This is a genomic window from Pseudomonas sp. GM25 (genome assembly GCF_000282255.1).
Taxonomy (GTDB): Bacteria; Pseudomonadota; Gammaproteobacteria; order Pseudomonadales; family Pseudomonadaceae; genus Aquipseudomonas; species Aquipseudomonas aphyarum.
This window is the reverse complement of record NZ_AKJQ01000031.1, coordinates 13,616-28,197: the sequence shown is the minus strand read 5'-3', so window position 1 is coordinate 28,197 and position 14,582 is coordinate 13,616. Positions and strand designations below refer to the sequence as shown.

The 14,582-nt window shown below is 59.5% G+C and carries 12 protein-coding genes; 9 read left to right on the top strand and 3 right to left on the bottom strand.

The genetic code is table 11. The annotated features are described in order from the left end of the window. Nucleotides 1-268: 268 nt before the first annotated feature. From fadB to PMI24_RS09025, 6 genes are all read left to right on the top strand, one after another. Nucleotides 269-2,416: a fatty acid oxidation complex subunit alpha FadB gene (fadB, locus tag PMI24_RS09050; protein ID WP_007953061.1), complete on the top strand. Its 2,148-nt coding sequence runs from the start codon at nt 269-271 to the stop codon at nt 2,414-2,416. A 29-nt stretch (nt 2,417-2,445) separates the two neighbouring features. Beyond that, the gene (gene fadA / locus PMI24_RS09045) at nt 2,446-3,621 is read left to right on the top strand and encodes an acetyl-CoA C-acyltransferase FadA (RefSeq protein ID WP_007953060.1); all 1,176 of its coding nucleotides are present in this window, start codon (nt 2,446-2,448) and stop codon (nt 3,619-3,621) included. 99 nt (nt 3,622-3,720) lie between these two features. After that, nucleotides 3,721-3,957, top strand: coding sequence for a DUF1653 domain-containing protein (locus PMI24_RS09040; protein ID WP_007953059.1), 237 nt, complete (start codon nt 3,721-3,723; stop codon nt 3,955-3,957). Between the two features lie 114 nt (nt 3,958-4,071). After that, a complete protein-coding gene (gene topA / locus PMI24_RS09035) occupies nt 4,072-6,702 on the top strand; it encodes a type I DNA topoisomerase (RefSeq protein WP_007953057.1) in 2,631 nt (876 codons plus the stop codon). 171 nt (nt 6,703-6,873) lie between these two features. Next, nucleotides 6,874-7,398 carry a DUF6586 family protein gene (locus PMI24_RS09030; protein WP_007953055.1) on the top strand — a complete coding sequence of 175 codons (525 nt, stop codon included), beginning with the start codon at nt 6,874-6,876 and terminating at the stop codon, nt 7,396-7,398. A 106-nt stretch (nt 7,399-7,504) separates the two neighbouring features. After that, complete coding sequence (locus tag PMI24_RS09025; RefSeq protein WP_007953047.1) at nt 7,505-7,738, top strand: hypothetical protein; 234 nt, start codon at nt 7,505-7,507, stop codon at nt 7,736-7,738. An 86-nt stretch (nt 7,739-7,824) separates the two neighbouring features. Here PMI24_RS09025 and sulA read toward each other — a convergent pair whose 3' ends face one another. Together sulA and lexA are read right to left on the bottom strand one after the other, a co-directional pair. Then, nucleotides 7,825-8,298 carry an SOS-induced cell division inhibitor SulA gene (gene sulA / locus PMI24_RS09020; protein ID WP_007953046.1) on the bottom strand — a complete coding sequence of 158 codons (474 nt, stop codon included), beginning with the start codon at nt 8,296-8,298 and terminating at the stop codon, nt 7,825-7,827. Between the two features lie 10 nt (nt 8,299-8,308). Then, nucleotides 8,309-8,917 carry a transcriptional repressor LexA gene (gene lexA / locus PMI24_RS09015; protein ID WP_007953044.1) on the bottom strand — a complete coding sequence of 203 codons (609 nt, stop codon included), beginning with the start codon at nt 8,915-8,917 and terminating at the stop codon, nt 8,309-8,311. Between the two features lie 230 nt (nt 8,918-9,147). Between lexA and PMI24_RS09010 the strand changes: the two genes are divergently transcribed. The 3 genes from PMI24_RS09010 (at nt 9,148) to PMI24_RS09000 (ending at nt 11,774) form a co-directional block, all read left to right on the top strand. Continuing rightward, nucleotides 9,148-9,855: a TetR/AcrR family transcriptional regulator gene (locus tag PMI24_RS09010; RefSeq protein ID WP_007953037.1), complete on the top strand. Its 708-nt coding sequence runs from the start codon at nt 9,148-9,150 to the stop codon at nt 9,853-9,855. Between the two features lie 170 nt (nt 9,856-10,025). Beyond that, on the top strand, nt 10,026-11,024 hold the full coding sequence (gene nagZ, locus PMI24_RS09005) for a beta-N-acetylhexosaminidase (RefSeq protein WP_177323241.1): 999 nt from the start codon (nt 10,026-10,028) through the stop codon (nt 11,022-11,024). Nucleotides 11,025-11,036: 12 nt separating this feature from the next. Further along, entirely contained in the window at nt 11,037-11,774 is a 738-nt protein-coding gene (locus tag PMI24_RS09000; protein ID WP_007953033.1) for an S-methyl-5'-thioinosine phosphorylase, read from the top strand. A gap of 114 nt (nt 11,775-11,888) precedes the next feature. Here PMI24_RS09000 and PMI24_RS08995 read toward each other — a convergent pair whose 3' ends face one another. Further along, entirely contained in the window at nt 11,889-14,579 is a 2,691-nt protein-coding gene (locus PMI24_RS08995; RefSeq protein ID WP_007953031.1) for a DEAD/DEAH box helicase, read from the bottom strand. Nucleotides 14,580-14,582: the final 3 nt, after the last annotated feature.

Genomic DNA, 14,582 nt, shown 5'->3' with positions numbered 1-14,582 from the left:
TCCTACAGAAATGACCGCAAAGTCGCATTTCAACCCGTATTTAGGGCGATTGACAATTGTCGGAAATTCCGTGAAGGTGGCGTACCCAAATCAAACGGGCGTATGAATTGAGCGTTTGTATTGCAGACTGCTCCTACAGAATCCCGACTATCGCGTTGGCGGGTGTGCCGGGTGGATGAGTGTCAGCATCGACGAAAAAACGTCCTGCCGAGCCATTTGCCTGCGTCCGACGTGTACTGTTCAGCTTCCATATCGTGGAGATCAGTTGATGATTTACGAAGGTAAAGCCATCACGGTTAAAGCTCTTGAAAGTGGCATCGTCGAATTGAAATTCGACCTCAAGGGTGAGTCCGTCAACAAGTTCAACCGTCTTACCCTGAACGAACTGCGTCAGGCCGTAGACACCATCAAGGCAGATGCTTCGATCAAGGGCGTGATCGTCAGCAGTGGCAAGGACGTGTTCATCGTCGGCGCCGACATCACCGAATTTGTCGACAACTTCAAGCTGCCGGATGCCGAGCTGGTTGCTGGCAATCTCGAAGCCAACAAGATCTTCAGCGATTTCGAAGACCTCAACGTTCCGACCGTCGCCGCGATCAACGGCATCGCCCTGGGTGGCGGCCTGGAAATGTGCCTGGCAGCGGACTACCGCGTCATGTCGACCAAGGCCAAGATCGGTCTGCCGGAAGTCAAGCTGGGCATCTACCCGGGCTTCGGCGGTACCGTGCGTCTGCCGCGCCTGATCGGTGCCGACAACGCCATCGAGTGGATTGCCGCCGGCAAGGAAAACCGTCCTGAAGACGCGCTGAAAGTCGGCGCCGTCGATGCCGTGGTTGCCCCTGAAAAACTGCAGGATGCCGCCCTTGAGCTGATCAAGCGCGCCGTCTCCGGTGAGTTCGACTACAAGGCCAAGCGCCAGCCCAAGCTGGAAAAGCTCAAGCTGAACGCCATTGAACAAATGATGGCTTTCGAAACCGCCAAAGGTTTCGTGGCTGGCCAGGCTGGCCCGAACTACCCGGCCCCGGTCGAAGCGATCAAGACCATCCAGAAAGCCGCGAACTTCGGTCGTGACAAGGCGCTGGAAGTCGAAGCCGCAGGTTTCGTGAAACTGGCCAAGACCTCTGCCGCGCAGAGCTTGATCGGTCTGTTCCTGAACGATCAGGAACTGAAGAAAAAGGCCAAGGCCTACGACGAAATCGCCAAGGACGTGAAGCAGGCTGCCGTACTGGGCGCCGGCATCATGGGGGGCGGTATCGCCTATCAGTCGGCTTCCAAAGGTACGCCGATCCTGATGAAGGACATCAACGAGCACGGCATCGAGCAAGGTCTGGCTGAAGCCGCCAAGCTGCTGGTCGGTCGCGTTGATAAAGGCCGCATGACCGCCGCGAAAATGGCTGAAGTGCTCAACGGCATTCGTCCGACCCTGTCCTACGGTGATTTCGGTCACGTCGACCTGGTCGTTGAAGCCGTGGTCGAGAACCCGAAGGTCAAGCAAGCCGTTCTGGCGGAAGTCGAAGACAAGGTCAAAGAGGACACCATCCTCGCGTCCAACACCTCGACCATTTCCATCAGCCTGCTGGCCAAGGCCCTCAAGCGTCCGGAAAACTTCGTCGGCATGCACTTCTTCAACCCGGTACACATGATGCCTCTGGTGGAAGTGATCCGTGGCGAGAAGTCCAGCGAGCTGGCGATTGCCACCACCGTTGCCTACGCGAAGAAAATGGGCAAGAACCCGATCGTCGTCAACGACTGCCCGGGCTTCCTGGTCAACCGCGTACTGTTCCCGTACTTCGGCGGTTTCGCCAAGCTGGTCAGCGCCGGTGTGGACTTCGTCCGTATCGACAAGATCATGGAAAAATTCGGCTGGCCAATGGGCCCGGCGTACCTGATGGACGTGGTCGGCATCGACACCGGTCACCACGGTCGTGACGTGATGGCCGAAGGCTTCCCGGACCGCATGAAGGACGACCGTCGTTCGGCCATTGACGTGCTTTACGAAGCCAAGCGTCTCGGTCAGAAGAACGGTAAAGGCTTCTATGCCTACGAGGCCGACAAGAAAGGCAAGCAGAAGAAAGTCGCCGATCCGTCGGTACTGGAAGTGCTCAAGCCGATCGTCTACGAGCAGCGCGAAGTCACTGACGAAGACATCATCAACTGGATGATGATCCCGCTGTGCCTGGAAACCGTGCGTTGCCTGGAAGACGGCATCGTCGAAACCGCCGCCGAAGCCGACATGGGTCTGGTCTACGGTATTGGTTTCCCTCCATTCCGTGGCGGTGCACTGCGCTACATCGACTCGATCGGTGTTGCCGAGTTCGTTGCCCTGGCCGACCAGTACGCTGATTTGGGCGCGCTGTACCACCCGACCGCGAAGCTGCGCGAAATGGCCAAGAACGGCCAGAGCTTCTTCGGTTAAGCGCCCCCAACTAGAGTGAGAGTGAACTTATGAGCTTGAATCCTAGAGACGTCGTGATTGTCGACTTCGGTCGTACTCCGATGGGCCGCTCCAAGGGCGGCATGCACCGCAACACCCGCGCCGAAGACATGTCGGCGCACCTGATCAGCAAATTGCTGGAACGCAACACCAAGGTCGATCCTGCCGAAGTCGAGGACGTGATCTGGGGCTGTGTGAACCAGACCCTGGAACAAGGCTGGAACATCGCGCGCATGGCGTCGCTGATGACCCAGATCCCGCACACCTCGGCCGGCCAGACCGTCAGTCGTCTGTGCGGCTCGTCGATGAGCGCGCTGCACACTGCTGCGCAAGCGATCATGACCGGTAACGGTGACGTGTTCGTGGTTGGCGGCGTCGAGCATATGGGTCACGTGAGCATGATGCACGGTGTCGATCCGAACCCGCACATGTCCCTGTACGCGGCGAAAGCCTCGGGCATGATGGGCCTGACCGCTGAAATGCTGGGCAAAATGCACGGCATCACTCGCGAACAGCAGGACGCCTTTGGCGTGCGTTCCCACCAGCTCGCTCATAAAGCGACTGTGGAAGGCAAGTTCAAGGACGAAATCATCCCGATGCAGGGTTACGACGAGAACGGTTTCCTGAAAACCTTCGACTACGACGAAACCATTCGTCCGGAAACCACCCTGGAAAGTCTGGCGGCTCTGAAGCCGGCGTTCAATCCAAAGGGCGGCACCGTGACGGCCGGTACTTCGTCGCAGATCACCGATGGTGCTTCGTGCATGATCGTGATGTCGGCGCAGCGTGCACAGGACCTGGGTATCCAGCCTCTGGCCGTGATTCGCTCGATGGCGGTAGCGGGTGTGGACCCGGCCATCATGGGCTATGGTCCGGTACCGGCTACTCAGAAAGCACTGAAACGTGCCGGCCTGGGTATCAACGATATCGACTTCTTCGAGCTCAACGAAGCGTTCGCCGCACAGGCCCTGCCAGTGCTGAAAGACCTGAAAGTGCTCGACAAGATGAATGAGAAGGTTAACCTGCACGGCGGCGCGATCGCCCTGGGTCACCCGTTCGGTTGCTCCGGTGCCCGTATTTCCGGCACCTTGCTGAACGTGATGAAGCAGAATGGCGGCACCTTCGGGGTGGCCACCATGTGCATTGGCCTCGGCCAAGGCATCTCCACCGTCTTCGAACGCGTTTAAGCGTCTCGTCGATGGAAGCCGGGGCCAAGTGCCCCGGTTTTTGTTTTTGCGGATTTATTTTTGTTTTTATTTTGAAAAAATTTGAGTGAGGGCCGAAGCATGCCGATACAACCTGGGCTCTACCAACATTACAAAGGTCCGCAGTACCGCGTATTCAGTGTTGCGCGGCATTCCGAGACCGAAGAAGAAGTGGTCTTTTACCAAGCCCTGTATGGCGATTACGGCTTCTGGGTACGTCCCTTGAGCATGTTCCTGGAGTCCGTCGAGGTTGACGGGGAGCAGGTCCCACGCTTTGCTTTGGTGCAAGCCGAACCGAGCCTTTTTTCGAAGCCGTAAGGCGAGTGCGCGCAAAACCCTGCGCTTGACCTCACCTTGTAGCCACTATATATAGCGGTGCCGCGTCAGGCGCCAACCGCCTTTCACTTCTAGAATTCAGGAATTTTCTGATCCATGGGCAAATCGCTGGTCATTGTGGAATCCCCGGCTAAGGCCAAGACCATCAACAAGTATCTGGGCAACCAATACGTGGTGAAGTCGAGTATCGGCCATATCCGAGACCTGCCCACCAGCGGTTCGGCTAGCGCCAGCAAGGAGCCTGCCGCCAAGCGCGGCAAGGCTGCTGCGGGCGAAGCGCCAGCGCTGTCGCCGAAAGAGAAGGCGCGCAAGCAGCTGGTCTCGCGCATGGGTGTCGATCCCGAGCACGGCTGGAAAGCCAAGTACGAGATCCTCCCGGGCAAGGAAAAGGTCATCGAAGAGCTGCGCCGGCTCGCCAAGGATGCTGACACCATCTATCTCGCAACCGACTTGGATCGCGAGGGGGAAGCCATTGCCTGGCACCTGCGCGAAGCCATCGGTGGTGACGACAGCCGCTATAAGCGCGTGGTGTTCAACGAAATCACCAAGAAGGCGATTCAGGAAGCCTTCTCGGAGCCGGGCGAACTCGACATCGATCGAGTGAATGCTCAGCAGGCTCGTCGTTTCCTCGATCGCGTTGTGGGCTACATGGTCTCGCCGCTGCTGTGGGCGAAGATCGCCCGTGGCCTGTCCGCCGGTCGCGTGCAATCGGTTGCCGTGAAGCTGGTGGTGGAGCGTGAGCGCGAGATCCGTGCGTTCAACCCGGAAGAATACTGGGAAGTGCATGCCGATCTCGGCACCGCCAAAGGCTCGACCGTGCGTTTCGAAGTGGCTCGCGAGAAAGGCGAAGCCTTCAAGCCGCTGAATGAAGCGCAGGCGACGGCTGCGCTGGAGAAGCTCAAATCCTCCAGCTACAGCATCGTCAAGCGTGAAGACAAACCGACCAGCAGCAAGCCGTCGGCACCGTTCATCACCTCCACACTGCAACAGGCCGCGAGCAACCGCCTGGGCTTCGGTGTGAAGAAAACCATGATGATGGCCCAGCGTCTGTACGAAGCCGGCTACATCACTTATATGCGTACCGACTCGACCAACCTCTCGGCTGATGCCGTGGCAATGGCGCGCGATTACATCGAAACCGAGTTCGGCAAGAAGTACCTGCCGGAATCGCCGAACGTCTACAGCAGCAAAGAAGGCGCACAAGAGGCTCACGAAGCGATTCGTCCTTCCGACGCCAACACCACGCCCGCCAAGCTGGCCGGCATGGAGCGCGACGCTGAGCGCCTCTACGAGCTGATCTGGCGCCAGTTCCTTGCTTGCCAGATGCTGCCGGCGCAATACCTGTCGACCACCGTCAGCGTCGCTGCCGGCGACTTCGAGCTGCGCGCCAAGGGCCGCATCCTGAAGTTCGACGGTTACACTCGTGTGCTGCCGCAGATCACCAAGCCTGGCGACGATGACGTTCTGCCGGACATGGCGCAGGGCGACGTGATGAAGCTGATCAAGCTCGATCCGTCCCAGCATTTCACCAAGCCGCCGGCCCGTTATTCGGAAGCCAGCCTGGTGAAGGAAATGGAAAAACGCGGCATCGGCCGTCCTTCGACCTACGCAGCGATCATCTCGACCATTCAGGATCGCGGCTACGTGACCCTGCACAACCGTCGTTTCTATTCGGAAAAGATGGGCGACATCGTTACCGAGCGTCTGTCGGAAAGCTTCTCGAATCTCATGGACTACGGCTTCACCGCCGGCATGGAAGAGAATCTCGATGACGTGGCCCAGGGTGAACGCGACTGGAAAAACGTGCTGGACGAGTTCTACGGCGACTTCAAGAAAAAACTTGAAGTGGCGGAGAATCCGGAAGCCGGCATGCGTGCCAACCAGCCGGTGATGACCGATATTCCGTGCACCACTTGCGGCCGTCCAATGCAGATCCGTACTGCATCGACCGGCGTGTTCCTCGGCTGCTCGGGTTACAGCCTGCCGCCGAAAGAGCGCTGCAAGGCCACCGTCAACCTGGTGCCGGGCGACGAAATCGCGGCGGATGACGAGGGTGAGTCGGAATCCCTGGTGCTGCGCGGCAAGCATCGCTGCCCGATCTGCAGCACAGCGATGGACGCTTACCTGCTCGACGAGAAGCGCAAGCTGCACATCTGCGGTAACAACCCGGATTGCGCCGGCTACGAAATCGAAGAAGGCAGCTATCGCATCAAGGGCTACGAAGGTCCGAGCCTGGAATGCGACAAGTGCGGCAGCGAGATGCAGCTCAAGACCGGCCGTTTCGGCAAGTTCTTCGGTTGCACCAACCCGACGTGCAAGAACACCCGCAAACTGCTGAAAAGCGGTGACGCGGCGCCGCCGAAGATGGATCCGGTGAAGATGCCTGAGCTGAAATGCGAAAAGGTCAACGACACCTACATCCTGCGCGACGGTGCGTCCGGTCTGTTCCTGGCAGCCAGTCAGTTCCCGAAAAACCGCGAGACCCGTGCTCCGCTGGTGATCGAGATTCTGCCGCACAAGGACGAGATCGATCCGAAGTACCACTTCCTGTGCGAAGCGCCGCAGAAGGATCCGGATGGCCTGCCAGCCGTGATCCGCTACAGCCGCAAGACCAAAGAGCAGTATGTTCAGACCGAAGTCGACGGCAAGCCGACTGGCTGGAAAGCGTTCTTTGACGGTGGCAAGTGGACGGTCGAAGACAAGCGTCCCGCGAAAGCCAAGGCTTGAGCAATCGCTGATCTGAAGGTGCCCTGACTGGGCATCTTCAACACAAAAGGCCGCATGACAACCTTCGGGTTTTCATGCGGCCTTTTTGTTTAATGCTTGCGGTCGGATCGGCTGATCCATGACACTGTCCGGCCTGTGTGAAGCAATTATTTCGTTGTGGAGAGTGCCGACATGGCCCACGAACTCTATACCCGTACCAATCAGAAGATCTATTTCGCGGGTTTGTCGCTGGAAGCGCTGGCCAGGGCCGAAGAGGGGCGGGCGATGAATTCGCTGGCGCTGATTCAGGCCGGGCGCGAATCCGCACTGTTTCATCTCTACGGTGCGTTGTTGGGGCTGTGTCATGAAATCGCCGGCTTCTATCGTTTGCCGCAAGCCAATGCGTCGCGGGCGGAAGCTCTGCTGACCCGCGAAGTGCTGGAGTCGATTGCCATTCCTGAGCTGGCGGAGATGATCGAGCTGGCAGGCAATCGGGAGACTTGGCTGGCTAAATTGCTGGCCGCGCACTCGGCGCTGTTTCAGCCGCCACGGGTGCCACACAAGCCGAAGGGCGATGTGACGCAGCCGTTGATTCAGGCGGTGAATCTGGATGAAGAAGAGGCGGTTGAAGAGCTGAGCCGCGAAGAGCTCGAGAGCTGGCGGCAGAACCTCAAGGGGCTGGCGATCCGTTTCCGCGAAGGCTTGAACGAGTGCTGAGGAACTGTGGACTGGCGGCGACGAGAGGCGTGCTGCTGGTCAAGATCCCGAGCGAAGCCTGAATGATGTCTATATAATCCCTGCCTTTCGTGGAGAACAGACCTATATGCCAACGTCCTTTCTAGAAATTGTCGAGCTACCAGACGGCCGAATCGAACTGCGCAGGGCCGAGGACGAGGGTTCTCTGGTAACTCTGGATTTCTCCGAGGATGCCAAGGCGTTTCTGCAAGGCCAGCACGTTGAAATTGCCAAGGCGATGTTGAGCGTCGGCGTGCAAATGGCGGGGCGTATGGTTGAAGGCGAATTCGATAAGGATGAGGGGCCGCGGGTTCTTCATTGATCCGCTGTCTGTCGGTTACTGCTTCAGATCGGCTTCTCTATCCCTGGAGAAGCCCTGCGCTTTACATGGCGCGCATTGTTGCTGAATCACCCCAAACGAATGTTCAGGCTTTGAGCGTCCCCGGTACGGGCGGCGCTGATCAGCTGTTGCCGTGATCCTGCGCTCAGTGGATTCAGCCACGTGACGACTGTATGGCTGCGGCCCAGGCGTAATGCTTCGCAGGCCAATTGCTGAGCGCTTTGGGCGCCGCGTGGTTGCAACAGCAGGATGCGTTCGCGATTCAATCCAGCGTCCCGCAGCCAGGTCTGGGTCAGGCTGGCAGGCGGTGCAATCAGGGTCAGCCAGCGTGCGTCCTGATCCTCGCTCAGTTCGCGAAGAATCGGTGCCAGCAGGTTCAGGCAGTTCCCGGCCGCACCGCGCAGTGACAGCTCGCTGAACGCTTCAGGTTCGGTATTCCACGGACGCTCGACGACATCCTTGAGGATGGGGGCGATGGGCTGCGCCAGAAACGCTTCGAACAACGGCAGTTGTGTTTGCTGAGGTGCGTGTGGGAACTGCATAAAGCCTCCTTTAGCGGCGGATGACGCCGACACTCAAGCCTTCGATGACCAGTTCCTGGTCTTTCAGGTTGACTTCGATAGGGGCGAACTCGGGGTTTTCGGCAATCAGCCAGACTTTGCTGCCGTCACGCTTGAAGCGTTTGACGGTGACTTCGTCGCCGATCCGGGCAACCACGATCTGACCGTTGCGTGCCTCGCGGGTGGTGTGAACCGCCAGCAAGTCGCCGTCGAAAATACCGATGTCCTTCATGCTCATGCCGTGTACGCGCAACAGGTAGTCGGCGCGCGGATGAAAGAAGGCCGGGTTGATGTTGCAGGACTCTTCGATGTGCTGCTGGGCGAGAATCGGCGCGCCGGCAGCCACTCGACCGATGATCGGCAGCGTGGATTCGTCGACCTTGGCTTCGAAGCCGGGGATGCGAATGCCGCGAGAGGCACCCGGAGTCATCTCGATCGCGCCTTTACGGGCGAGTGCCTTGAGGTGCTCTTCGGCCGCGTTGGGCGATTTGAAACCCAGTTCCTGAGCGATTTCCGCACGGGTCGGCGGGTAGCCGTTGTCTTCGAGGCAGCGTTTGATAAAGGCCAGAATCTCGGCTTGGCGTGGCGTCAGCTTAAGCATATTGATCGCTCTGTCTTTTTATACAGTGACTGGGATTATATACAGTGAAGCAGTCTTGGCAATGATCGTTTTTTGCCATGCCGCCGGACGGTCAGTGACGACGTCGATTAATGTGGCGTCCTTGTTGTGGTTAAATAACTGACCGACCATTCCCAAAACGAACTGGCAGGCTTGACAAGGCATAGGCTGAAACGTATGTTTCAAACAAGTGTTTGTCAGGCGGAGTAGCCATGGCCCAGTCGGAAACCGTTGAACGCATTCTTGATGCTGCAGAACAGCTGTTCGCGGAAAAAGGTTTCGCTGAAACCTCATTGCGTCTGATCACCAGCAAGGCAGGGGTCAACCTCGCTGCGGTGAACTATCACTTCGGCTCGAAGAAGGCGCTGATCCAGGCGGTTTTCTCACGCTTCCTCGGTCCGTTCTGCATCAGCCTCGACAAAGAGCTGGAGCGCCGCCAGGCCAAGCCAGAGAACAAGCCTTCGCTCGAAGAACTGCTGGAAATTCTCGTCGAGCAAGCGCTGGTGGTGCAGCCACGTAGCGGCAACGATCTATCGATTTTCATGCGCTTGCTCGGTCTGGCATTCAGTCAGAGCCAGGGCCACCTGCGCCGTTATCTGGAAGACATGTACGGCAAGGTTTTCCGTCGCTACATGCTCTTGGTGAACGAAGCCGCCCCGCGCATTCCTCCGATCGAACTGTTCTGGCGCGTGCACTTCATGCTCGGTGCCGCAGCATTCAGCATGTCGGGTATCAAAGCCCTGCGCGCGATTGCCGAGACCGACTTCGGCGTTAACACCTCCATTGAGCAGGTGATGCGTCTGATGGTGCCGTTCCTGGCAGCCGGCATGCGTGCTGAAACCGGCGTCACCGACACAGCCATGGCCACTGCGCAGTTGCGACCACGCAGCAAGTCCGCACCGGCACCTGCCAAGGTTTAACCGTCCATGGGTGGGCGCGGCAGCTGACATCCGCTAAGCTAGCCGCCCATGTCGACTCTCGTTCTGAACCCGTTTCTCATTGAAATCACCGACCCGCCGGGCAATGCCCCAGGTGGTGATTTTGTGGGTGACGGGTTTTTCGTTTTCAAGGAATCTCTATGACTGCTGGCCTGCAAGGCTCGTTGATGGTGGACGTCGCCGGTACCTGGCTGACGGCCGAAGATCGCCAATTATTGCGCCAGCCCGAAGTGGGCGGCCTGATCATCTTTGCCCGCAACATCGAGCATCCGCGCCAGGTGCGCGAGTTGAGCGCGGCGATCCGTGCCATTCGTCCGGACTTGCTGTTGGCTGTCGATCAGGAAGGCGGTCGCGTCCAGCGTCTGCGTCAGGGTTTCGTGCGTCTGCCAGCCATGCGCGCCATCGCTGACAACCCGAACGCCGAGTATCTGGCCGAGCAGTGCGGCTGGATCATGGCCACCGAAGTGCTGGCGGTCGGCCTCGACCTGAGCTTCGCGCCGGTGCTGGATCTGGATTACCAGCGTAGCGCCGTCGTCGGCACCCGTTCGTTCGAAGGCGACCCGGAGCGCGCCGCGCTACTCGCCGGCGCATTCATCAAAGGCATGAACAGCGCCGGCATGGCTGCCACCGGCAAGCATTTCCCCGGCCACGGCTGGGCGGAAGCCGACTCCCACGTCGCAATCCCCAACGACGAGCGCAGCCTAGAAGAGATTCGCGCCAACGACCTCGTGCCGTTCGCCAGACTCAGCAAGCAACTGGCCGCCGTCATGCCGGCCCACGTCATTTACCCGCAAGTTGATGCGCAGCCTGCCGGATTCTCACGGCGCTGGTTGCAGGACATCCTGCGCGGTGAGCTGCAGTTCGACGGCGTTATCTTCAGCGATGACCTGTCGATGGCCGGCGCGCATGTAGTGGGCGACGCCGCCAGCCGTATCGAAGCCGCGCTCAGTGCGGGTTGCGACATGGGCCTGGTGTGCAACGATCGTGCAGCCGCCGAGCTGGCCCTGAGCGCCGCGCAGCGCATGAAGGTCAAGCCGTCGCCGCGTATCGCACGCATGCGCGGTCAGGCATCCGCCAACACCGAATACCGTCAGGATCCGCGCTGGCTGACCGCTGTCGGCGCGCTCAAAGACGCTCAACTGATCGATTAAGGATTTTTCGCTATGACGGTTTACGCAATCATCGGCGGCACTGGCCTGACCCAGCTGGAAGGCCTGAGCATTCGTCAGTCGCTGGCGGTGGATACGCCTTATGGCGCGCCATCGGCCGAGGTTCAGATTGGTGAGTACGCCGGCAAGGAAGTGCTGTTCCTCGCTCGTCACGGTCACCCGCATCGCTTCCCGCCGCACAAGGTCAACTACCGCGCCAACCTGTGGGCGTTGAAGCAGGCCGGGGCCGAAGCGATCATCGCGGTCAACGCCGTGGGTGGGATTCATCCTGCAATGGGCACCGGACATTTCTGCGTGCCGCATCAGATCGTGGACTACACCAGCGGTCGCGAGCACACCTATTTCGCCGATGATCTGGAACATGTCACACACATCGACTTCAGCTTTCCCTACAGCGAACCGCTGCGTCAGCAATTGATTGCCGCGTTGGCCGCCGAAGGTTGCGAGTACAGCGATCAGGGCGTTTACGCCTGCACCCAGGGCCCGCGTCTGGAAACCGTGGCCGAGATCGTACGACTGGAGCGTGACGGTTGCGACATCGTCGGCATGACCGGTATGCCGGAAGCGGCGCTGGCTCGTGAGCTGGATCTGGATTACGCCTGCCTGTCGCTGGTGGTGAACCCGGCCGCGGGCAAGACCACTGAAGTGATCACCATGGCCGAGATCGAGCAGGCGTTGCACGATGGCATGGGCAAGGTGAAGTCGACGCTGGCGCGCGTACTCAAGGGCTGAGTCTGGCTCGAAACCGAGTCGAGCCTTTCGCGGGCAAGCCCGCTCCCACAGAGGTCACGCTAAACCTGTGGGAGCGGGCTTGCCCGCGAATCGATCTGATAGCCGACAAAGATCTCAGCGCTTTTCAAACTTGTCCGGCAACGGCGCAAACAGCGCCTCGATATCATCACTCTGCAGCTTCCAGTCCCCGGCCTTGCGCCCATCCAGCACACCGGCCGCCAGGTCGGACTTTTCCTTCTGCAAGTGCTGAATCTTCTCTTCGACCGTGCCCCGGGCAATCATCTTGTAGACGAACACCGGCTTTTCCTGACCAATGCGATACGCGCGGTCGGTTGCCTGATTTTCGGTCGCCGGATTCCACCACGGATCGTAGTGAATCACCGTGTCCGCTTCCGTCAGGTTCAAGCCCACACCGCCAGCCTTCAGGCTGATGAGAAAGATCTGACGCTTGCCGCTCTGGAATTCCTTCACAGGCGTTCGCCGATCACGGGTCTGTCCCGTCAGCAGCGCATACGCGACATTGCGTTTTTTCAGCTCGTCCTCGATCAGTGACAGCATCGAAGTGAACTGAGAAAACAGCAGAATCCGCCGGCCTTCCTCAAACAACTCCTCGAGCATTTCCATCAGGCTGTCGAGCTTGCCTGAGGTGCTGCCGCGAGCGGGCAGGGTAGCGTCGTTGACCAGGCGCAAATCGCAGCAGACCTGACGCAGCTTGAGCAACGCCTCGAGAATGATGATCTGACTGCGCGCCACGCCTTTGCGGGTGATCTCGTCGCGAACCTTCTTGTCCATGGCCAGACGCATGGTTTCGTACACGTCGCGCTGCGCTTCGTTGAGCTCGACCCAGTGGATGATCTCGGTTTTCGGTGGCAGCTCGGTCGCGACCTGTTCCTTGGTGCGGCGCAGCAGGAACGGTTTGATCCGACCGTTGAGGTGCTGAAGTCTGACTTCGCTCGCGCGCTTTTCAATCGGCACGCGGTAATCGGCGTTGAAGCTTTTGACGTCGCCGAGCCAGCCGGGCAGCAGGAAGTGAAACAGCGACCACAGTTCGCCCAGGTGATTTTCCAGCGGCGTCCCGCTCAGGCACAGGCGCTGACGCGCATTGAGTTCACGGGCTGCCTGGGCGGCTTTGCTGTTCGGGTTCTTGATGTACTGCGCTTCGTCCAGCACCAGTACGTGCAGCGGCTGCTGGGCCAGACGTTCGACATCCTTGGGCAGTAGCGCATAGGTGGTGAGGATCAGGTCGTAATCGGCCAGATGCTCGAAATGCTTTTTACGGCTGGCGCCGTACAGCGCGACAACCTTGAGCTGTGGCGTGAAGTGCGCTGCTTCGTCCAGCCAGTTGGGAATCAGGCTGGTAGGCATCACCACCATGCACGGCCGATCCAGACGCCCGGCGTTCTTCTCGCTGAGAATATGCGCCAGTGTCTGTAGGGTTTTGCCCAGGCCCATGTCGTCCGCGAGAATCCCGCCGACCTCAAGTTGCCGCAGCGACTGCATCCAGCTCAAGCCTTCGAGCTGATAAGGGCGCAGCGTTGCATTCAGTCCCTTCGGTGCTTTGGCGCTGTAATCGCGGATATCGCGCAAGCGCTGGGCGAAGCTGCGAATCTGCTCGCCACCTTCCCAGAGCAGGGGAATGCCTTCCAGCGAATTCAGGCGCGTGGCGTCGGCCTTGCTCAGGCGCAGGGTGGTTTCGCCCGGCTCTTGTAGATAGAACTCGCCAAGGGTCGCCAACACCGGTTTCAGCCGGCCGAGGGGCAGGGCGACTTGTAACGGTCCGTGCTCGCTGTTGCGTTGCGGAATGTTCACCAGAATCAGCTCATCATCGCGACGTCGGGCGAGACGTTCCGGGTTGAGGATTTCCGTGTGCGAACGCATCAGGTTGAGCAGGATCGGCAGCAGGCTCAGACGCTCACCGTTGACGATGATCCCCAGCTCCAGATCGAACCAGTCGCGTTCCGGCGTCTGCTCGACAGTGGCGTACCAGTCATCGACGGCGGTCAGGTCGAAACCGAACTCATCGTCGACCAACAGCTCCCAGCCTTGAGTGCGGAGCTTCGGCAGATCGTTGAGGGTGAACGTCAGCCAGGCGCTGTCGTTGACCATCTCGTAGAGTTCGCCGGCGCTTTCCGGCAGAGCCTTGCTCTGCCGGGTGGCGATGCGAAAACCGAGGATTCGCAGCTGCTCGCGGTAGCTTTGTTCGACGTCCGGGTGGCGTTTGACCCGCAGGGTCTGCGCTTCCTGACGAATCAGAATGTCACTGTTCTTCTGGCCGCTGACGTATTCGTCGAGGTAGCTGAAGGACAGCGCCGCACGGTGCTGGATGTAACGCTGCATCTTGCCGTTGCGCGGTTCGAACGCGCTGAATTCGACGCTCGCCAGCCACAGGCGCGGTACCGGCTGCACGTTGTCCACCAATACTTGTGGCGGCGCCTTCGGGCTACGGTTTTCCAGCACGGCCTGGAGTTTTTCCAGCAGTTCGGCGTCTTTGGCAGCGGCGGGGTATTCGAGGGTTTCCTGCACTTGCAGCAATACCGCCGCGCAATGTTTGCAGTTGCTGTGTACCGGGCAGGTGCAGGTGGCGTCGACCATCAGCAGCGTGCCTTTGGCTGACTCGCGCAAGTGAATCGTCTGACGGTAGACGTTGCCGCCAGAGCCTTCGCAACTGGCGGTGATGGTCGCGTCGCCGACCTGCACGAATCGCACCCGGTTTTCCAGCGCGTAGCGGCGGCCGCGCTCCAGGCTTTGTTCCTTGAATCGGCTGACCCAGGAGGAGGCCAGCGGTTTACTCAGTGGCGGGGGCATAAG